Here is a 22,096-nt window from a genome sequence, read left to right as displayed (position 1 = left end):
ACTATTCATCAGTAGATGCAACAGTTTCATTACAATTTCATTATTACACTAAACACTCACTGGCTTTATTTGTAAATAATTTTAAGTCTTGAATGCCATCGCATCTATAAATTTCTTTTGACTTTTTTTAAATTTTCATCATTAACCCCTCTTTTTAAACGTTTATCATTGGTATTATTTTATTATTTTTTCGTAAATTTAAATTTTATTGCATTTAGTACTAGACTAACTTGCATTTACATGGTATTATCTTAGCAAGCTTAAGCGCAACTAAATTTATCTATATTTAATTTTTGGATTCAAACCCTTAGACCCCTTGTAAAGGTCGAGCAGAATAAATATGAGAGGAGGAATCAACAAAAATTTACAATTTTATCTTTATCCATTCACATTTAAAATTAAATCACTATTTTGCAATTATTTTTTATCCTAATAATCTGTCACCTTATGTACAGATTCGGTCATCACAACTGATTTTCAGTTCATGGTTGTGAAAAATCTTTTGGTGAAAGCCAGAGATATCAAAAAAAGAGGTGAAATTATGAAAAACAAAACATTCTTAAAAATCGCTGTCCTTTCTGTCTTCTTTGTACAGATGGGGATTGGTACTATTACTCCGGTAATCGCTAACATTGGTGCCGCCTTCCCAGATGTTCCATTCACGACACTACTTCTTGTTTCAACAATGTCTGTTATCATGTCGGTTCCTGCAACTCTGATTTCCGGGCGACTGGCTGGTACCGTCGTTAAATTTAAAACCCTGTTGATCGTCGGTATGATTCTGTTTGTTGGTGGTGGTATTGCCCCTTATTTCATGACAACAGCCAGTTTTTCCGCTATTCTAGTCGTTCGAGCAATCTTTGGTATTGGTTTAGGGATTGTAACTCCACTAGGTGCTTCACTAATCATTTCCTTCTTCGATGGTGAATCACGTGCCCAGATGATGGGTTTAAGTAATGTTGTGGCCAATGTTGGTGGTATTCTCTTCCAGTTACTGGGCGGTTTTGCCGGAGCTATTTCCTGGGAATATGCTTTCCTGATTCATGGTCTAGGTATTTTAACTTTAATCATCGTCCTCTTTCTGCCAGAACCAGAAGCTGTACCAGTACAAGCATCCAATGAAGCAAAACCGAAACTTCCGACAACAGTTTATGTTTTCGCTGGTTTAATTTTCTTCATGATGGCTCTGATTTATCCAATGCTGACAAATATGTCAACAATCATTGCTGTTTCCGGTATGGGTACAGCTGGTGATGCCGCTATGGTATTAACAATGTTTACCGTTGGTGGAATGCTAGGTGGATTTATTTTTGCCAAGGTCTTTGGATTTTTCAAAAGCAATACCATGCCAGTTGGTGTAGCTATGCTCGCTGTTGCAATGGTTAGTATTGGTTTCGGTAATTCCATCGCCTTTATGTATATTGGTACCACCGTTGCCGGAATCGGATTCAGTTTCGTCATGCCTAGTATTTTCATGAATCTGGGGGCAACTGTTCACCCAAGCCAAATGCCAACAGCAGCTGGTATTGTAACTGCTTCTATGAATGTTGGCGGCTTCTGCTCAGCCTATATGTATGCTTTAATTGCTGGCATCGCGGGTGTAGATATGACTGTTAATTTTAAATTCCCATTCTATGTGTCTATGGTTGCTTTTGCTGCTATAGCTGTAGCCCTGATTTTTATCAAACCCAAAAACGAGTCTGCTCCACAACCTGAGTAATAGCAAAAAAACGTGCTGGATGAAAATCCAGTACGTTTTTTTAGTTTACTTTTCGCTTTAAACACTTTAAACGGGCTCTCTAAATATTTCATTATCTGGCAACTGTCTTATTTCGTCCGTTTTCCTTGGCCGCATAAAGCGCCTGATCGGCACGGATAATGGCATCGTTGAGATCTTCCTCAAAATCCATCTCCACCAGACCAATACTAACCGTTATCTGTCCCACCGCTGCAAAAGAATAGGACTCAATTGCTTTACGAATCCGTTCGGCAACTTCCCACGAGTCAGAAAGACTACTTTCCGGCATCAAAAGAATTAATTCCTCACCGCCAAACCGGGCTAGAACATCAGATTTTCTAACAGACTCAGCCACAATTCCAGCCAGAGTCCTTAGCACAATATCACCTGTCTGGTGACCATAAAGGTCATTAACCCGTTTAAAAAAGTCAATATCAAGAATTGCCAGACAAACCGGACACTTTGAACGATTAGCTGCCTCAAGCATTTTTTTCGAGAGTTCAAAAAAGGCATAGCGATTGTAGATTTCTGTTAATTGATCATAAATAGCAAGCTTTGCTATCATATCGTTTCTCTGCTTTATATAATAAATCACTAGCAATAGAACAAAATAAACAATAGTTGTTAACAGGAAACTCAAGTCTCTTGTTCTGGCCAGATCAAATAACTGACTGTTTTCTCCAGCTATATAGATATATCCTGCTTGCTGACCAGAAATATCTTTAATCTGCTCAAATTGCACAATATAATATTTCCCCTTATAACTTATCGAGACCGTAAAAGACTCACCGGTTTTTATTTTAGACACTACAGCTGCCTTCATCATTTTCAGAAACTCCGGGTCAGAATAAATCTCGAGTATACCCGAGTTAGCCTTTGTAATCTCGAAAACTTCAATATCCGAGACATAATCATTGCTAATAAGGCTGTCCTGATATTGTACCTGTATATCTTCAGAGGCAATCGTTTCCATTAATTCTTTATTAAGCAGAAAACCATAATCCTGCATGGGCTCTAAACTATACAAGCCACTAATGACTTTTCCCATTGGAATAGACGTCTCTACACTTCCGATAAAATTTTCATCTTTCATAAATGGATAAATAAAACGATATCCGGTAAAAAACTCCCCAACCTCAAAACCTGAAACAGGCTGATGAGTTTGGGCTACAATTTCTAGGGATCCCCGTTTTAACTTCAAGTCATCGCCGAACTGATCAGGCGCATGGAATCGCAAAAAACTGGTTCCATCCGGAAGGTGAAATTGCATTTGGTTAAAGCCGTGCCCAGAAATTACCTGATAGTCATCACTGAGCGACTGCTGTAATTGTTCTCTCAACATTGCTTTCTGCCCATCATCCGAACTAGCAGCCTGTATCATAATTTCATATATCGAATCATGATCAATCATCGTTTCAAAAATATAATTTGAAAATGATTCATAGGCATTTAAGATTGATTCCAGCTCATCTTCAAACCGTTCTTCTCTTTGATTTAGATACTCCTGATATCGATTTTCATAAAGGGTTTGAAAATATACCAATAAAACCAGCCAAATTATTGTAAGCCCCAATCCCAACAATAAAATACTGTGACTTTTATCAAATAGATTCTTCATGATTTACTCCATAATTGCTATGATCATTAAATTATTTACCCGCGATTTTTATTTTATCCCGTCATTTCTATTAATTTAAGTATATCATTACAATAATTAATTGTCACAAAGAATGCAATCGTTTCCACAATAAAAATGATCCAGAGGATCATTTTAAAAATTATACCGTTTTTATTCCCATACCCTTTTTAAAAAAGTATGCGGCTGCAGAAAAAGTGATGATCACAATCATGATGGTCAATGTTACGTGAACAACAATACTGCCTTCGCAAACCCCTACATAAGTGAAACGCACAACATTAACTAATGGGAAAATCGGATTAATATATTTAATAGCTGACATAACACCGGGCAGTTTAGAAACTTCGAAGAATACCCCTCCCAGATAAGTAAGCGGGGTGATTACAATCGATAGTATAAAGTTCATCTTTTCAAAATTCTCAAAAGCCAGTCCGGCGATTAAACCCGCTGAAGCAAAAACAAATGAGGTTGTCATTAATGCCAGAACAAATAGTGGCGGATAGGCTATTTGGTACCCGACGAAAAAAATGGTTGCCACATAGGTTAGCAGGCCCACTAAAACCCCTCTGAATACCCCACCAAAAACAAAAGCCAAAATTTTTTCAGTATTGGAAATCGGATAAGAATTTAAATCCTGGATTGTATTCTGAAATTTTTGTGAAATAATTGAAAATGCCGGATTCTGAAAAGCAGCCAAAATCGCTCCCATTGTTGCTAATCCGGGCACTAGAAAATGCAGATAATTTATTCCGTCAATACCAACTTCTCTGGTTTGAAGCATACCACCAAAGATCATCATATATAGAATATTAGAAATCAACGGAGCTAAAACCGTCTGCACCGGCACTTTCATGAAACGGTGTATTTCCCGATTCAGAAGCGATAAAAAGCCAGTTCGATTATAAAATATTTTGTTCATTTCATGCTCCTATTGTTTGATTAGACTTAAATAAATCTCTTCCAGTTTAGGTTTTTCAACAACTAGATTAGTAAAGGCCATATCTTTTTCTGACAACATTTTGAAGACTTTATTAAGATCCTTTTTAGGTGCCTTTAACAAAAGCCGATTATCTTCAGCAATTTGTGGCTGATAAGCGTTTAAAAAATCAAAATCCGACCGAATAAGTTCATTTTCGAAGTGAACTTCAATGACTGCCTCTTTTGAAAAAGCCTCCATCAGTTCGACTTTAGGTTCATCCGCAATCAGCTTTCCGCCATCAATAATTACTATTCGATCACACAACTTTTCAGCCTCTTCCAGATAATGAGTAGTCAGGACAATTGTCGTACCGGAATCATGTAATTTGACCAGAAATTCATACAATGTATGACGCATTTCAATATCAACCCCGGCAGTAGGTTCATCCAGAATCAGAATTTTGGGTCTATGGACCAGGGCCTTGGCAATCAGAAAACGGCGACGCATCCCACCAGATAAGTCTCTGAGCCTGGCAGACCGCTTCTCAGTTAAATAAAGTGCATCCAGAAGCTCATCGATTGTCTCCTTGTTATCCCGAATGCCAAAATACCCAGACTGCTTTTTGAGTGCCTCATCAATGGTAAAGACAAAATCATAGCCGGTATCCTGAGGAACAATGCCTATAATCTTTTTAGTTTCAAGTTCATTTATATCCAAATCAAAACCGCCGATCTTAACCTTACCGGCGGTTTTTTTTACATTTCCTGCCAGAATATTGATCAGTGTACTTTTTCCCGCTCCATTTTGTCCCAACAGAGCTGTAAATTCACCTTCCTCAATGTTCAGGCTGACATTCTTAAGGGCTTCTTTTTTTCCCTTCTGATAAGTCATCGATACATTTTCAACGCGCAACATTTTTATACCCTTTCTACTGACAATTACTGCCAGTATTAAATCTGTTAACATATTTGCTGATAACAGTTAATTATATCATACACAAAAGCTTCAAAAGCCGTATTTATATTGCGAAATTAATCGAAACGACCAAATTTTAGTTATTATACACAACCACCTGGTTTCTTCCCTGCTCTTTCGCCTGATATAGAGCCTGATCTGCCATATGAATCAGTTTATCAAAGGACTGATCTGAATTCTGGCTTTTTGCAATTCCAATGCTAACCGTAACATGGAAGTTCTCATCCTCTGCACTAAAGGCATGGGCTGCAAAATCCTTACAAAAACACTCAGCTTTTTGAATCACCAGATCATCTCCCGCTCCGGTCTGTAGCACGGCAAATTCCTCTCCTCCTAATCGTGCTGTTAAGGTATCCGGACCAAAAGCATTATTTAATGCACTACCAATTGTCACAATCACTCGGTCCCCCATCTGATGACCATACCGATCATTAACATTTTTAAAATGATCCAGATCCATCATTAGAAGATGCAAAGACAGTCCATTTTCCTGCGCAAGCATTCTGATTTCTTCCCCTTTTTCCATAAAGGCACGACGATTGTAAAGTCCGCTGAGTGCATCCATCATCGCCTGATATTGAAGACTTTTATTCAGATCATATGCCTCTGTCACATCACAGATAATTTTAAGCGCCCCCCGGGGTTCACGTCCATTATTAATCCTTTGGGTATTGATTTCAAAAATCCTTTCTATATTTTGAATTGGAACTTTAATTGTCATATCTCCATCAGAACAAAAACTTTCGAGGAATCGCGGTTCCTTTTCCAATATCTTCTCTATTTGCCCTTCAGCCAGAGCAATATCCTGCTTTTCAAATAATTGTTTCGCTTTCAGATTATAATCAATAATTTTATTCTGTGAATTGATAAGAACCAGCGCATCGCGATTTGACTCAAAAGCGGCACTTCTTGCTTTTGCTTTCGTCTCTAGAAAATCATATCGCCAGATAGCAACCACAACCAGCAAACAGGTAACAGGCAAAAAGACTGCCATATAATCAATCGGAATCCCCAATGGATTAAGCGAAGAAAAAACCAGTCCCATTATAGAAACTAAGGAAGCAAAACTGATTAAAATCACTTTTTCCCGGTTATAATCCTGACTGATAAATTCTTTTAGGTACAAAAATAATGTAATCCAAATCATTGACATTGAATGGAATGTTTGTACATACATCCACGGACCATAGACTCGCTCAAGTAAAAGCTTTCCGTTATAATCAACAAAATTAGCTGAAGCAAAATAGAAATGATGCCATTCATTGGTGAATCGAAAAAGCATGGTCAATAGAGGTATAACAAAAATAAACAGTATCCATCCAATTTTGTGTTTTGCAAATTTGTTAGTGTATAAAAGCCCCGATAAAAGCCATAAAGCCGACACATAAGGAATACCAAAATACTGAAACGTGTTCCAAAACAGAATCTGTGATTCTGTGATAGCATTCAGTTGAAGTGTGTATCCCATAATATAGATGAAAAATGCAATACTTAAAAATTGTATAACCAGTGCGTATCCCTTCTGATTGAGGGCCCGTATATGGACTGCCCAATAGACTCCAGCATATATCATAACCAGAAAATAAATACTGATAAAATTATAAATCGTCACACAATTACCTCTTAGATTTTAATTAGAACCAGCCATATTGTTATTATTAGCTCAATTTTCTATCTCTATTTCTAATATCAGGAGAGATGCAATTTCGCTATTTACATGTCCTTCGAAATAATTTCTTCAAGAAAGACCTTTACCAGATTTGGATCAAACTGACTACCGGCATGACGTTTAAGTTCAGCAATCGCCTCTTCTTCTGATAGTGCCTGTCGATAGGAACGATCCTGGGTCATTGCATCGTAGGCATCCACAACTGCGACGATCCTGGCCTGTAATGGGATTTCCGTTCCTTTAAGTCCCTGGGGATAACCCGTCCCATCCCAGTGTTCATGGTGACCTAGAATATATTCAGAAATTTTTCGAAGCTCCGGAATCGTCTGGGTAATCCGATAACCAACCTCAGGATGCTTTTTAATTTCTTTCCAGTCAGCTTCGGAAAGCGGACTGCTTTTTTGCAGCACTTCACTGTCGATACTTATTTTTCCAATATCGTGCAGGGTCGCTGCCAGCTCCAATGCCACCAGATTCTCCTGATCCAATCCCAAAGCCTGACCCAACTGCATGGAAAGCTCAGCCATTCGTTTAGCATGGGCTTCGGTTTCGTTGCTCTTTTCAAATAAAGTTGTTTTAATGGAATCCATGATTGATGAGTGAAAACTTTTATATTCCAGCAGTTTTTTCCGATACATTGATTCCTCAGCCTGTTTAAAAGTCTTTTCAAAGAGTGCGTGCTCATCTGTTTTGGTCGCAAATCCCAAAGAAACACTGGTGATAATCAGTTCATCGTCAAGCCTATAACCCGCCTCACTGACTTTTCTAATGCTTTCAACCAGAACTCCAGCTTCCTTGTAGGATGTCTTTGGCAGGAGGATTAGAAATTCGTCTCCACCTGCGCGTACCAGAATATCCTGTTCCCGGACATTTTCAGCTAAAATTCTGGCAACACTGACCAGTAATTTATCTCCTTCGGCATGACCAAAGGCGTCATTAATCAGTTTTAGTCCATTAATATCCCCAATGATCAGGGACAGGGGCAAAAATTCCGCTTGATTCAGTCGTTCCTTTTGTTCTTCGTAATAAGACCTGTTATAAAGGCCAGTGAGCACATCATGCTGGCTTAAATATTTTATCTCTTCCTCATTTCTCTTTCGTTCAGTAATATCACGGCTGACACCAATCAAGCCTAGAATCCGACCATTATGATCGTAGTAGGGGGTTTTTAAGGTTTCCAGGTCCACCTCCCTACCATCCGGATAGATAACCCTTTCTTCATTTTGTCGGGCTTTTTTTTCGTTTAACATGGCCAGATCCATGCTCCGAAACAGGGTTGCCATTTGCGGATTAAAGATTTCAAAATCGGTAAGACCCACCAGTTCATCCACTTTTTTTCCCGCGAACTCTTCAAAAGCCTTATTGCCTCCTAAATAAACACTCTTTTCATCCTTATAAAAAATTAAATCCTGCAACGAATCCAATAGCGAACGAAGCAATGCTTCCTTCTTCTCATATTCATAATATAAATCTTTATACTTTTCCCGACTTTCGCGAAGTTTTTTTCCAGCTTCACGGTTTTTAAGTCCCTGAAGCATCACTTGGCATAAGAGTAAAGTTCCGAACGGGTAAATAATCAGTACTGGCAAAGTAATTGCTGACAACACAGACAGCCCCAGGTGATTAGGCAGAGTCAACATTAGTAAAAGCATAACAAGATGAACCAGTAGGCCAAATAAATAAAATTCGGGCCAGACTCTCACCTGTTTGATAATAATTTTCTCGAGACGAATATGATGCCATAACAGGCCAATCACTGCCGCTGCAGCCGTTACCAAAACACCAGTAAAAGCACCGCCACCACCTAGATAAAGACGATAAGCTGAAATGATTAGAGCCGCAATTATCGTTGGTATATATCCTAAAAACAAGCCTGAAACACTAATTAGAATCGAACGAGTATCAAAAATAATCCCATCTGAAAAACTGACGGTATTAATCATCAAGAGAATTCCTACTGCCCCCAGAAAAAAACCTAGAATAGCCTTTAACCATTTTGGTGGACGATCGAAAGAAATAAAAAAGAGATTATAAACGATGCTGATAGACAATAAAAGTGCTGTATTAAAAAGCAGATCCCTAATCAGTTCAGAAGACATAAACTCACCTCTTTCATTTTTGGTTTATCCGTGCATGAAATCACTTTGTTTTCATTATTATATCAGCTTCAGTTGTTATAATCTACGAGTTTAATCTAATCATCAACTGAAAAATTCGAATAATATACAATTTTTTGAAAACAATACGATACCGCAAGCTAACATTTCAACCGGCTTTCATAAGATTCGTAATGCTGAACAGGCTATGTTTTTTTCACAGAACATATGGCTGATAATCTCTAGAATACAGATATTGCCACTACAAATAATATTGTTACTGTTTTATGATTAAGGGTAAATCAATTATATTCCTAAATAAATAAGGAGGCCCTAATGGAAAAAGTAGCCATTGAAAATTGCCAATCCTATGATTATAAAGAGATTGACCAGTCAATCAGAAATGGTCTTGCTGCCATTTCATTAAATCTTCCGATAAAAATGAAAGTGCTCTTAAAACCAAACCTGATGAGTCAAAACAAACCTGACCAGCATACGATCACACACTGGATGCTGGTGGAAGTCCTGGCTCAAATGCTGATTGAAAGAAACTGTGATGTTTTAATTGGTGACTCCATTTCTTTCTTTGAATCGGGGCTGACCCAAAAAGCTTTTGAAAGCTCGAAACTTTTAAAGGTAGCAGAAAAAACCGGTGCCCATTTAGTCGCATTTGAAGGCCTGCCACTCAAAAAGTTTGAGGTGGACATCCCAGGTATGAAAGATATTTTTATACCCGAAATTCTCTTTGACGTGGACATGGTAATCAGTCTGCCTAAACTAAAAACCCATTCTACCATGCGTTTATCCGGTGGCATAAAAAATATTTTTGGCTGCCTGCCCGGTGGCTATAAACAGCATATTCACCGGTGGATGAAAAATGAATTTGAGCTGGCCAATGTTTTTATTAAACTCCATCAGCTGATCCGCCCATCACTCTCAATTATGGATGCTGTTGTCAGCCTGGACGGCGGTCCTACTGCCCTGGGACGACCTGTAAAAACAGGCTGTCTGCTTTTTTCAACCAATCCAGCGGCTATGGATTATACCGCCGCGCAAATGATTGGCTATCAGCCAGATACACTTCCCCTACTTTTAGAAGCTCAAAAAATGGGACTGATTGATAACTATGACAATGTGGAAGTAGTCGGTACGTGGAAAACTTTCAATTTCAAGAGACTTGTTAAGGCCGACCCGAATCGTCCGTTGAGTCCAGACAGTCTCTTTGTCAAACATACCTATATAGAACTTTTCATTTCCAAAAATAAGTGTACACGTTGTGGAGTCTGTCAGAACTACTGTCCGGTTAATGCCATCTCAGAAATAGATGGTCGGCTTCGCCTGGACAATAAAACCTGTATTCACTGTTACGGCTGTCTGCTAAACTGCCCCGAAAACGCGATTTTTACACGCGTTAAACCCATGAATATGTTAATTCGTGGGGTTCGAAAAGTAATCGGGATTTAAATCTAAAACCTTTTGGATAATAAATTTATTTTATTGCCTTAGACTATTAAAAAAGTCAATTAATCCAACTGAGTACCGATAATTGGCTTTTCAGTTGGCTGCATCGGAGCGAACAGTTGTACAGAAATTCTGATATTTAGCCAATCCAATTATTGCAACTGTACGAAACCGCAGCAGCCTACGAAATTCAATTTGTCAGGACGGTATGTCCGCACTTTTTAAATGCGACGATGCTATGCACACCTTAAAATCCAGGGAAATATATCACCATATTAATGATGCTTCCTCAACTCTTAATTCCGCAGTGGATACCCTCCATAAAATTATTGTCGGCTTATCTTAAACACCAATAACTTTCTGATAAAAGACCTGCAAAATAAGCTACAACACTTTATAAACTGGGGACAAGTGAAAATCCCCTAATACTTGTCCCCCATAATATTTTTCGCTAATCCCATATCACAATTTTTATAAATAATTCAATTTTAACCACTTCTCTAAATCTTTATTAAAAATTTCTTATCCTCGATACTCAGTACTTTGTTAAATAAAACCGGCATTATCCCACTATTACATTATAGTATTTTACATATTTTCTTCCAGTAGTTTTGAACTTTAACAACAGTTTTCTATAGAATATGTTACAATATTTATTAAACACGCATAAATAAAACATTTTAAATATCCCTGACATAAAAAGTTTATTCAAAAACTATTCTTACCAACGAAAGGACCTTATATGAAAAATTCAGGTAATAACAATCTCCAGACCAATGAAATCGTTTCAGAATCTCCAACCATAAAGACAAGTCTGACTTATTTTGAGCAGATATTCGACGGTCTGGAAACCGATTCAAACCCAATTTATGACTTTGCCGATAATATTTCACAAACAGCCTCTCCTGATGAATGTCTAGCCACAGATTTTTCTCGGCTTCTTTCCCAGACTAATCTTAATACTTTACTGACCAATGCCAGTATTAGTCCTAAAACATTTTTTCTAGCCGCATTTACTTACACGTTAGCAAAATTTACCGGCCAAAACGAAAGTGTTTTCTGCTTTCAGCCAGCACCTAATGCAGATTCAATTCTACCTTTTTATTTTAAACTCGATGAGGACCAGCAAGTTCTTGCCTATCTTGCTGCGATTCAAAGCCAATATCAGAAAACCATCAACTACAACGAATGTACCTTCTCACAGCTTTCTCAAGAGCTTGACTTAAACGCTGACTTACGTTTCGTCTATAAAGAAAGGCCCGATATGACTATCGATTTTGGCCATGCCCACCTGGCTGCTGTGATCGCCCCTAAAGGCAAAAGCTTTACCCTAGATCTGCATTATCGCGATGACTTATATAAGAAAGAGACGATACTAAGCCTTAATGATCTATTCGAAAAAACCATTGCCGGCTTTTTAAACTCAGACAAGCTTTGCGAAATTACGCTCATTTCCGAAACTGATCGATTACGCTGTTATGCATTTAATCAAACTGATGTTACTTATGACGCCAGTCTGACAATGGTTGATATGCTTCGAAATCAGGCTAAAGAAACGCCTGAACTCACCGCTGTTGTTTATCAGGATATTCGTCTTACCTATCAGGAGCTGGATAAACTTACCGATCGACTGGCCAGGCATATTAAAAGTTATGGAATTGGCAAGGAAGATATTGTTCCAATTCTTCTGCCTAAAAGCGAGTTCATCGTTGTCTCGGCCATTGCGGTTCTTAAAGCTGGCGCTGCCTATCAGCCACTGGATCCGACCTATCCAATTGAGCGTATCGACTTTATGATCAAGGACACCAGTGCCCGGCTGATGATTGCTGATGAAGCTCTAACTAACCTGTTACCCGACTATCACGGAGAAATGATCTTCACCAAAGATATTTACACCCTGCCAGACAGTGATACAGTTCTAACCGATCCGCAGCCGAAGGATCTATTTATTATGCTCTACACTTCCGGTTCAACAGGCGTTCCCAAAGGCGTTATGCTGGAACATCGCAATCTGGTCTGTTTCTGCCAGTGGTATCACCGATACTACGATCTAGATCAGAATTCCCGGGTGGCAGCCTACGCAAGTTTCGGCTTTGATGCCAGCATGATGGATACTTATCCGGTTCTGACGATTGGCGGGACCCTTCACATTATTGCTGATGACATTCGTCTTGATCTGCTACGTTTAAATGAGTATTTTGAGGAAAACGCCATCAGCCACGCCTTTATGACCACCCAGGTTGGCCGTCAGTTTGCCGACACCATTAACAATCATTCCCTCAAACACCTATCTACCGGTGGTGAAAAACTGGCCTCCATTGAACCGCCGAAATACTATTTCCATAACGTATATGGCCCAACTGAAACCACCGTTCTGGTCACCAGTTTTCTGGTCGACCGAAAGTACGACAACATCCCCATCGGTAAAGCCCTTGATAATGTCAAAATGTATATTCTTGACGCCTATAAGCGCCAGGTTCCCATTGGTGTACCCGGAGAATTGTGCATCGCCGGTCAGCATGTAGCCCGGGGGTATTTAAACCGGCCAGAAGTTACCGCCACGGCCTTTGGCCAGAACCCCTTCTGTGACCAGGCTCCATATGACCGGATCTATTACTCAGGCGACATTGTTCGCTACCTGCCCGATGGCAATATTGAATTTGTCGGCCGCCGGGATGCCCAGATTAAAATCCGTGGCTTTAGGGTGGAACTCACCGAAATTGAAGCCATCATCCGACAATTCCCCGACATTAAAGACACTACCGTAGTCGCTTATGATGATCCCAGCGGGGTTAAATATATTGTTGCCTATGTAGTCGCCGATGTACCCATTAGTGTTGCCGGTCTCAATACCTTTATCGAATCCGAAAAACCGCCTTATATGGTACCGGCGGTGACCATGCAGATCGATGAAATCCCTCTAAACCAGAACATGAAGGTCAATAAAAAGGCCCTCCCGCAGCCGGTTAAAAAACAAATGGACACGACTCCACCGGAAAACCCGACCCAGCAGAAAATCTTTGACTGCATTGCTAAAATACTTGGACACGAGGAATTTGGTATCACTACTGATCTGCAGGAGGCTGGCCTGACCTCTATTGGGACTGTTTCGTTAAATGTAAAACTCTCCAATCTTTTTGGGGTTGTTGTTAAAACCCGAGACTTAATGAAGTATAATACCGTTGTAAAACTTGAAGCCTTTTTTAAACAGAGCCATACCACGGTGACAAACGCACCTAAACTGGAAGCTTATCCGCTTTCCCAAACCCAGATGGGTCTGTTTGTAGAATCGATGGCGGAACCGGAAGAACTTTTATATCATATTCCATTTTTATTTAAACTCCATCCGCATGTCGATCTTGAGCGGCTGAAAACAGCGATTGAAACGACAATTAACGCCCACTCCTATATCAAAACCCGATTTTTTATGGATGATAACGGCGAGATCATGCAAAGACGACGTGATGACAGCCCCTTCACCCTGCATATTCGTGATTATATGGACATTGACAAGCTGGTCACACCATTTCAGCTGATCGACGGCCGTCTGTTTAATACCTCTCTATATGAAACCAAAAATGGAAACTACTTCTTTATTGATATCCATCATGCCATCTGTGACGGTACTTCGATGGTTATTCTGCTTGATGATATCAACCAGGCCTATGCAGGAGAAACGGTAGAACCTGAACCTTATACAGCCTTTGAAGCCGCCCAGGAAGAACAGGTTAACCGGTCCAGTGATGTATATACTAAGGCCAAGAACTATTATAGCGAACTTTTTTCAGGCTGTGAGCATGATTTCCTGCCGGGTCCTGATAAAAATGAAATTGAGAAAACCCTGGGCGAAGTCGATATCTATCCTCAAGATCTGGACGTCAAGGCTGTTGCCGACTACTGTGAAGCCCATCAGATTACCCCTAACGCCTTTTTTGTCGGTCTTTTCGGTTTTGTTTTAGGCCGTTATAATAACAAAGACCACAGTGTTTTCACCACCATTTACAATGGCCGAAACGATTCCCGGATGAATCGTTCAATGGGGATGTACGTCAAAACCCTCCCCGTTTACTGCCCGCTTGATGCGCCAGCCAGCCAGCTCTTTTTAAGCACTAAAAAGCAGCTAATGGACAGCATGGAAAATGACATCTACTCCTTTGCTGAAATCAGTCGTGCCTTTGGCATCACTGCCGATGTTATGTTTGTTTATCAGGGCGATAACTTTGAATTCACAACTCTGGCTGGTCTGCCCACTGAAGCTCTGGAAATTATGAGTGAAGGGGTTATTGCAGCTATATCGGTAGAAATATACATCGTCGAAGGACGCTATCGTTTCCGTTGTACCTTCGAGAGCAACCGCTATGAAGACAGCTCTATCGAAGCCCTACTCAACAACATTGCCCTGGCTGCCAAACAGGCCCTGACCACAGAAGATTTATCACAGATCAGTCTGCTGTTTGATGAACCCAGGGAAATGATTGATGATCCCCGGTTTTACAGCCATACTTTTGTCGACCTGTTTACTTCGGCCGCCGAAAAATATCCTGAGCATATTGCAGTCAAGGACAGAAATGGAACGTTCAGCTATGCTGACCTGGATGCTGCTTCTGATGCTCTGGCGCTTAAACTTCTTGAAGCCGGACTGCAAAAGGAAGATTTTGTTTGTGTATTGTCCGGACGTACCCGAGAGTTTATGATTGGAGCAATTGCTACCATGAAAGCTGGTGGTGCCTATGTGCCCCTGGATCCGGAATATCCGGAAGATAGGCTGCGTTATATGCTGGAAGATTCAGCAGCCGATATCCTTTTATGTGTTGATGAATATCAATCACTGACCAAGTTTTTCACTAAGCAGACAATCAGTCTTGATGCCATCACCGCCCAAGGCATACCTTCACCTGATAAAAGCTGGATAAAAAGCCAGCCAAAGCCTGAAGATCTGGCCTATATGATTTACACCTCCGGTTCGACCGGCAAGCCCAAAGGGGTTATGATTAGCCATGCCAATTTAAGCAATCTGATCTTTAACGAAAGCGAACACTTTAAAATCACCGAACAGATCCGCTGTGCCCAATATTCCACCTTCTGCTTTGATGCTTCGGTGGTGGGGATCTTCCCTTATCTGGCCAATGGCGCCATGGTTTATCTCTATGCTGAAGAAGACCGCAAAGATGCTGTTAAAGTTTCCCAGATACTTATTGATGAAGCGATCAACATTGTTATTTTCCCCACCCAGATGGGCGAAATCATTATCGATAGTCTGACCCAGGAATCCGACCTGACCCATATCACTGTCGGTGGTGAAAAACTCAAACACTACTATGACCGGCCTTATACGATCGTTAATGCTTATGGTCCCACCGAATGTACCGTAGAATCCACTATTTTTGATGTTGACCGGGAATACCACTCTATCCCCATCGGTAAATCGCTGATCAATGTTCACTCCTATATTGTTGATGAACATTTAAATCCAGTTCCCATTGGCATGCCTGGTGAACTCTGCCATGCCGGCCGACAAGTCAGCCGTGGTTATCATAATCTGCCGGAAAAAACTGCTGAGGCCTTTGTCCCTAATCCATTCTGCAATGGCCCGGAAGACCAGGTGATGTATCGCACCGGGGATATGGTCAGACGGCTGGGCAACGGCCTGATTGAATATATCGGTCGTATTGATACCCAGGTTAAAATTCGCGGTTACCGAATTGAACTGGGCGAAATTGAAGGTGCCATGCTGAGCCCCGAGGGCATTAAAGAAACAGCTGTCTCAGTCCTGGAGCAGGCAGGCAACCAGTATATTGTCGGTTATTATACCAAAGCCGACGGGGAGATCGATCCCAAAGTCTGGCATCATCTGCTCTTGTCAAAACTACCGGAATACATGATTCCCTCTTTTTATGTTCATCTTGATAGGATGCCGCTGACACCCGGCGGGAAGGTCGATAAAAAAGCCTTGCCCAAACCTGAAACCGGTCTTAAAAAAGCAGACTATCAGGCGCCACAAACAGATCTTGAAAAACAGCTATGTGACATCTTTGCCGATACCCTGGGCCTTGATAACGTAAGTGTTCTGGATGATTTCTTTTCAATCGGTGGGACCTCCATTTCTGCCACTAAAGTAGCCATGAAATGTTTGAGTCAGGAAATTCCGCTTGCATATGCTGATTTATTTGAATATAAAACTGTTAAACATTTGGCCGACTTTATCGAAAAGCATCAGGCTTTGAAAATTGATCCAAACGATATCATTAAAAACTTTGACTATAAATCACTAGTGCCAGTGCTATCTGAAAATGACAATAAGAACCTGACTATCCTGAAAACAAGTCAACTTGGTGATATTATTTTAACTGGTGCAACGGGCTTTCTAGGAATCCATGTCCTAAAAGAGTTCCTCGATCATTATGACGGCAAGGTCACCTGCTTTATCAGAAAAGGTCGAGCAAAATCACTGCATCAGCGAATTAAAACGATGCTGATCTATTATTTCGATCGCGATTATGATGAACTATTTGACAAGCGGATCTTCTGTATTGAAGGTGATATCACAAATCCCGAAAGTGTTATGACTCTCGTTTCGGAATCAGCCGCCACTGTTATCAACTGTGCTGCCAGTGTCAAACATTTTTCGGCTGATGACACCCTTGAGAAAATTAATTTTCACGGGGTCGAAAACCTGATACAATTATGCACTGAATCAGGCAAACAGCTGATTCAGGTCTCAACTGTCAGTATCGCCGGCGAAGGCGTCAACGGTCAACCGCCGCAAGATAAAAAAATCGCGGAAAATGAATTATATTTTAATCAGAGCCTGGAGAATGCCTATGTTCACTCTAAGTTTCTAGCTGAGCGGGCTGTTCTAGCTGCCATAGCCAAGGATGGTCTGCGGGCTAAAATCATGCGGGTTGGTAACCTGATGAGCCGAAACAGCGATGGCGAATTCCAGATCAACTTCTTGCGAAGCGGCTTTATGCGAAGCCTCAAGGGATATAAAATACTTAAACATTTCCCTGTCAGCGGATTAAGCCAGCCAGTAGAGTTTTCACCCATCGATGTGACTGCCCAGTCAATTTTAAAACTGTCGCAAACCAACCAGGAATTAACTGTCTTTCACCCCTATAATAATCATTCGATATTTATGGCCGATGTGCTGGCTGAAATGAACGCCTATGGTTTTATGATTAATGTCGTCAGCGACGAGGAATTTCAAGCCGCACTTCAGGCAGGAATGGAAGACTCGGAAATCTCTCCGGCGATTTCAGGTCTGATTGTTTATCTGTCCAGTGACACCCAAAATATTAAATACGAAATTTCACCGCAGAATAATTTCACGTCAGAAGTCTTATACCGAATCGGACATAAGTGGCCTATCACCAATGAGACCTATATGCATAAATCCATTAAGGCTCTTGATGGGCTGGGATTCTTTGATATCGACGAGAATTAATAGCTAAACTAAACAAAAGATAAGCGTCTTTCATCTCGAAAATGAAAGACGCTTATTCTAGTTCATCTATGATTATCTTTTAGAAATTCAAATTCGCAAGCGTTTTTATAAGCAACAATATTCCTGCCATTATTTTTTGCGTAGTAGAGAGCATCATCAGCCCTTTTAAACAGTGTCAGTTCATCACTGTCACTCTCAAGGACTTGAGAAACCCCCAGGCTAATGGTAATTTTAATCTTTTTCGCAAAGACATTTATTTCAACTTTTTTTCGCAGCGATTCAGCTAAAACAATTGCGCCTTCGGCCTTTGTATCGGGACAAACAACCAGGAATTCTTCTCCACCCCATCGCCCGACTGTATCAATTGCTCGGATATTCTCTTTCATCAGTACTGCACATTCGCTAAGAATTAAATCACCAACTGGATGTCCATACTGATCATTGATTTTTTTAAAAAAATCAATATCAACCATGATCAGAGAGAATATATCACCGGTTCTTTTATATCTTTCCAGCTCATTTTTGACCAGCTCATCCAGTTTGAGTCTGTTACTGATATTGGTTAAGCGATCTATTGTTGCTAAATGTTCCATTTCTTTATTACGAATTTCCAATGCGTCATTACTTTCGCTAAGTTTACGATTAGCAATTTCCAGATCATTTGTTCGAACTTCCACTTCATTCTCCAAAAGCTTGTTAAGCGCAACTAATTGCGTTTCAGCCCGTTTTCTCCTGGAAATATTCCTGATTAAAATAAATATATAAATGATCTGCAAAATAATCAAGACGCTTACTATAATAATCTGCACCTTATAGGTTTCCCAAAAACTCTCCTGAGCGTACAGAATACTACTGCCAGCCGGTAAATTCTCCTCTGATACTCCATATTTTTTAAGTTGATTGCTGTCAAAAACATAGTGATAGCTGGATAATTGAATTAGATTTTCAGAAACTTTTTTTCCTTCAATCAAATCTGAGAGCTCATCGCCAATTCTGTTTCCAATAACTTTAAAGTCATAAACATATCCGCCAAGTATTCCCAAACCAAGAAACTGACTCCCTGCTCCAAACACTGGAACGGACGCGACTTCACAAACTTCTTTCACAACTTCAACCGGAACATAACTTTTCCCCTGATTGTCTACTGACCACTGTAAAAAACAAACTACGTCATAATTGCCCAATGATTCTACTTCTTCCAACATTTGATGGTATGACAGATCAGCAGTAAAATGAAAGCTTAATTCCGAATCATATTCTTTCTGAACTTCCTTGATCTGAGCAACTGTTCTTCTTTCATATTCTGAATCTCCTACGATAAAATATATATTTTTTTTATCCGGAAACAATTTTTTGATCAAATCCAGATTATTCTTAATGACCATATCATCAACCTGAATGACCGATATCACATCATCCTGCAAGTTTTCATCGGTTTCAGCAATCGCATTCAAAGTCAGGAACTTTCGGGCTCCGGGAAACAGTTCATCTCCATATTCAATCAGAAAAGGCTTTAAGGCATCCATTGTAATCACATAATCAGGCACTAGCCGGTTTGTATATTTTTTTCTAAAAAAATCAGCGGCCTCAGCCAGATAAGAGTCATCATTGGGAAATCTACCAAGATCAAGATATTCATAGGCATAGTTGATGGTGTAGTCCGTAGCCTCTAAAGATTCCTTGACACCTTCAATCAAAAGTTCTGATGACGGAAAAACGGAAGTATAAGGCATCAGAAAAAGGATGCTGACTGTCGTATTTTGCTCATCAGCTTCAATTGAGGATGATCCAATCGACATCAAAAAAATAAGCGTCGTAAGAATTAATGCAAACTTTTTTGACATTTTTACACCCCCAATTTCCTACATTTGTATTTTATTTATATACCCCAATTAAAGCAAATTCAACTTTATAAGCGCTCAACCAGGAAATAATTATACATCAGTTTGGTATTTTAAGTCTTTCTTGTACAACTTTTTTAAACACTTAAAGTTTACCAACCGGCGCCATGTAAATAACAAATTCTTCTTCGCCATCCAGATTAAGCAGTCGATCAGCCAACTCCTGATTATACGCAGCAATAGCACAGGTTCCGGCCCCAATTGTCTGGCAGGCCAGATACAAATTCTGACAGACATGGCCGGCATCCAGAGCGATAACCTTATACGAAGCTTCTGCATACCGCCACTCCATCCGATAAGGTATAGTCGCCCAAATAAAAGTTACTGCCGATGAACCGACAAATTGCTGATTAAGGGCCGCACGAACAGTTTTATCCTGCAAATGATCTGGCGATGATTCCAAAACCAGCTGATGGAGAGACGGCAGGTAGCGATAAATTCCCGGCTCCAACCCTTCCACATTAAAAACCGACAGATAGGTTTCCAGTGCATGACGATTTCCGGCCGAAGGAACTGTTCTTAAAGCATTTTTCATCTGCCACTGACGGACCCCCTGGGTAGACCATAGTAAAAAGGATAGTTCATCGATGGTTAATGGCTTAGCTGTATATTTTCGTCTTGATTCTCGCCCGGCTATCGCTTCCTTTAGCGATAAGTCTCCGATTTTTAAAGCTATCGGTTCTGTCAAGACAATTTTTTTTGCATCCGGTAGTGGCGGTTTTTCAATCGGCGGTGCTGGAATTCCCTTATGTTGATCGGTCCCGTGAAAATCTATTTCCTGGTGGATGTCGTCTTTTAAAAAGTCTTTCATTGATTTTATATTTTTATTTTTCATACTCAACCTTCTTCGTCATATATTCTACTTTATATTGCCTTGTGTGTTCGAGCAGGCAAATGCGGACACCATTGGGATCCATAACAAAAGTCTGCCGTCCTACTGAGGTGGCAATAACCGGTCCGGTGGTTTCATACCCTTTTTCCTTCAGCTCCCTAATGGCTTCGTCAAGATCAGCAACATCGGTACCAATCGAATACATACCCACATCAAAATTTTTACTTTCGGTCAACTCAACACTGGCTCCATCTTCACTATTCATAATGGTTATAGCACCGCCTCCCGGTAAATCCACATGATAACCTTCAGATAAGCCCAGCACATCCCGATAAAAGCGAACTGATTCGGACAGGTCTTTAACGATTAATGTTGAATACTGTACTTGGATTTTCATGATTGCACTTCCCTTATACGCTCTACATAATACCTATTTTACTTTCCCCTTCAATCTAACCTTATTTCCCTCCACAACAAGTCCATCTATACTTCGCAGAAAACTTGAACACCGGCTGAAACCATAATCATGGAGATTAAAATGTGCATGTCTATTCTTTAGTTCATCATGAATTTTTGACAAATTCTGAATAACGCCCCCGTTATTTCTAATCATCTCAATGATTTCCTTTTTAATCGTCATAATATCCACTGCATTCTTCATTTTCACGAAATAATGTCTGTCTTCTTCTTCAATAAAAATTTTCGAACATTCTTCCCGGATAAAGACGCTCAGTTTTGTATAACCATAGTTTCTGACATCAAAATCCGAATACAGGTTACCCAATTTACGACCAATATCACCTAAAGGAACACGATCATGGTCGGCCAGCATATCGAGAATTGACTTTTCAATGACTTCTTTAGGTGTCACATTAGACTCAACGGTTATAGCAGTTTTTCCATTCTGATTATTTTCTCCCTCTGTCTTTTCCAAATCTGCTTCAGCATCTTCCGAGGCAATTAAATTTAGATGGACAAATTTATTACAGGCCTTTGTTAAAGCCAGCGGAGTCTTTGATTCCCCCATGCCAATTACATAGGTTTGAGACTCTCTCAATCTCATGGCCAGTCGGGTAAAATCGCTGTCACTTGAAACAATACAGAATATATCAATATCATGGTTATACAGGATATCCATAGCATCAATGACCATGGCCATATCCGTTGCGTTTTTACCTTTAGTGTAATCAAACTGCTGAATCGGCTGAATCGAATACTCCAGCAGAACCTCTTCATTCCAACCATAATTCTTTTGCCAGTTTCCATAAATCCTTCTAATCGAAACTGTCCCGATGGCATTCAACTCTTCAAAAATAATTTTCACATATTTGGCACTGACATTGTCAACATCAATCAGTAAGGCAATATTTTTATCGTTCAAAACTTGTCTCCTTTATTTTTTCAATTCCTGAAATATCAGCA

12 protein-coding genes are annotated in these 22,096 nt (G+C 40.0%); 3 read left to right on the top strand and 9 right to left on the bottom strand.

Features of this window, described 5'->3' with window-relative positions; all coding sequences use genetic code 11:
- The first annotated feature begins 541 nt into the window (after positions 1 to 541).
- The gene (locus Q5O24_01980; protein ID WKY48124.1) at positions 542 to 1,720 is read left to right on the top strand and encodes an MFS transporter; all 1,179 of its coding nucleotides are present in this window, start codon (positions 542 to 544) and stop codon (positions 1,718 to 1,720) included.
- A gap of 91 nt (positions 1,721 to 1,811) precedes the next feature.
- On the opposite strand, the gene Q5O24_01975 is transcribed toward Q5O24_01980, so the two are convergent.
- From Q5O24_01975 to Q5O24_01955, 5 genes are all read right to left on the bottom strand, one after another.
- Positions 1,812 to 3,356, bottom strand: coding sequence for a diguanylate cyclase (locus tag Q5O24_01975; protein ID WKY48123.1), 1,545 nt, complete (start codon positions 3,354 to 3,356; stop codon positions 1,812 to 1,814).
- Positions 3,357 to 3,516: 160 nt separating this feature from the next.
- Positions 3,517 to 4,296 (bottom strand): ABC transporter permease, encoded by a 780-nt coding sequence (locus Q5O24_01970; GenBank protein ID WKY48122.1) that lies wholly within the window; start codon positions 4,294 to 4,296, stop codon positions 3,517 to 3,519.
- A 9-nt stretch (positions 4,297 to 4,305) separates the two neighbouring features.
- Entirely contained in the window at positions 4,306 to 5,262 is a 957-nt protein-coding gene (locus Q5O24_01965; GenBank protein ID WKY48121.1) for an ABC transporter ATP-binding protein, read from the bottom strand.
- 85 nt (positions 5,263 to 5,347) lie between these two features.
- A complete protein-coding gene (locus tag Q5O24_01960) occupies positions 5,348 to 6,883 on the bottom strand; it encodes a diguanylate cyclase (GenBank protein WKY48120.1) in 1,536 nt (511 codons plus the stop codon).
- Between the two features lie 101 nt (positions 6,884 to 6,984).
- Positions 6,985 to 9,039, bottom strand: coding sequence for a diguanylate cyclase (locus tag Q5O24_01955; GenBank protein ID WKY48119.1), 2,055 nt, complete (start codon positions 9,037 to 9,039; stop codon positions 6,985 to 6,987).
- Positions 9,040 to 9,372: 333 nt separating this feature from the next.
- Between Q5O24_01955 and Q5O24_01950 the strand changes: the two genes are divergently transcribed.
- Complete coding sequence (locus Q5O24_01950) at positions 9,373 to 10,500, top strand: DUF362 domain-containing protein (protein WKY48118.1); 1,128 nt, start codon at positions 9,373 to 9,375, stop codon at positions 10,498 to 10,500.
- Between the two features lie 739 nt (positions 10,501 to 11,239).
- Positions 11,240 to 17,941: an amino acid adenylation domain-containing protein gene (locus Q5O24_01945; GenBank protein WKY48117.1), complete on the top strand. Its 6,702-nt coding sequence runs from the start codon at positions 11,240 to 11,242 to the stop codon at positions 17,939 to 17,941.
- Positions 17,942 to 18,003: 62 nt separating this feature from the next.
- Here the strand turns inward: Q5O24_01945 and Q5O24_01940 are convergent, their stop codons facing one another.
- The 4 genes from Q5O24_01940 to Q5O24_01925 form a co-directional block, all read right to left on the bottom strand.
- Positions 18,004 to 19,785 carry a diguanylate cyclase gene (locus Q5O24_01940; GenBank protein WKY48116.1) on the bottom strand — a complete coding sequence of 594 codons (1,782 nt, stop codon included), beginning with the start codon at positions 19,783 to 19,785 and terminating at the stop codon, positions 18,004 to 18,006.
- 142 nt (positions 19,786 to 19,927) lie between these two features.
- A complete protein-coding gene (locus Q5O24_01935) occupies positions 19,928 to 20,677 on the bottom strand; it encodes a SagB/ThcOx family dehydrogenase (protein WKY48115.1) in 750 nt (249 codons plus the stop codon).
- The gene (locus Q5O24_01930) at positions 20,667 to 21,071 is read right to left on the bottom strand and encodes a VOC family protein (protein WKY48114.1); all 405 of its coding nucleotides are present in this window, start codon (positions 21,069 to 21,071) and stop codon (positions 20,667 to 20,669) included. The genes Q5O24_01935 and Q5O24_01930 overlap by 11 nt, the downstream gene beginning before the upstream one ends.
- A 33-nt stretch (positions 21,072 to 21,104) precedes the next feature.
- On the bottom strand, positions 21,105 to 22,055 hold the full coding sequence (locus Q5O24_01925) for an NYN domain-containing protein (protein WKY48113.1): 951 nt from the start codon (positions 22,053 to 22,055) through the stop codon (positions 21,105 to 21,107).
- Positions 22,056 to 22,096: the final 41 nt, after the last annotated feature.

The organism is Eubacteriaceae bacterium ES3 (assembly GCA_030586155.1).
GTDB lineage: Bacteria > Bacillota > Clostridia > Eubacteriales > Eubacteriaceae > Acetobacterium.
This window is presented reverse-complemented; position numbering and strand designations above follow the sequence as displayed.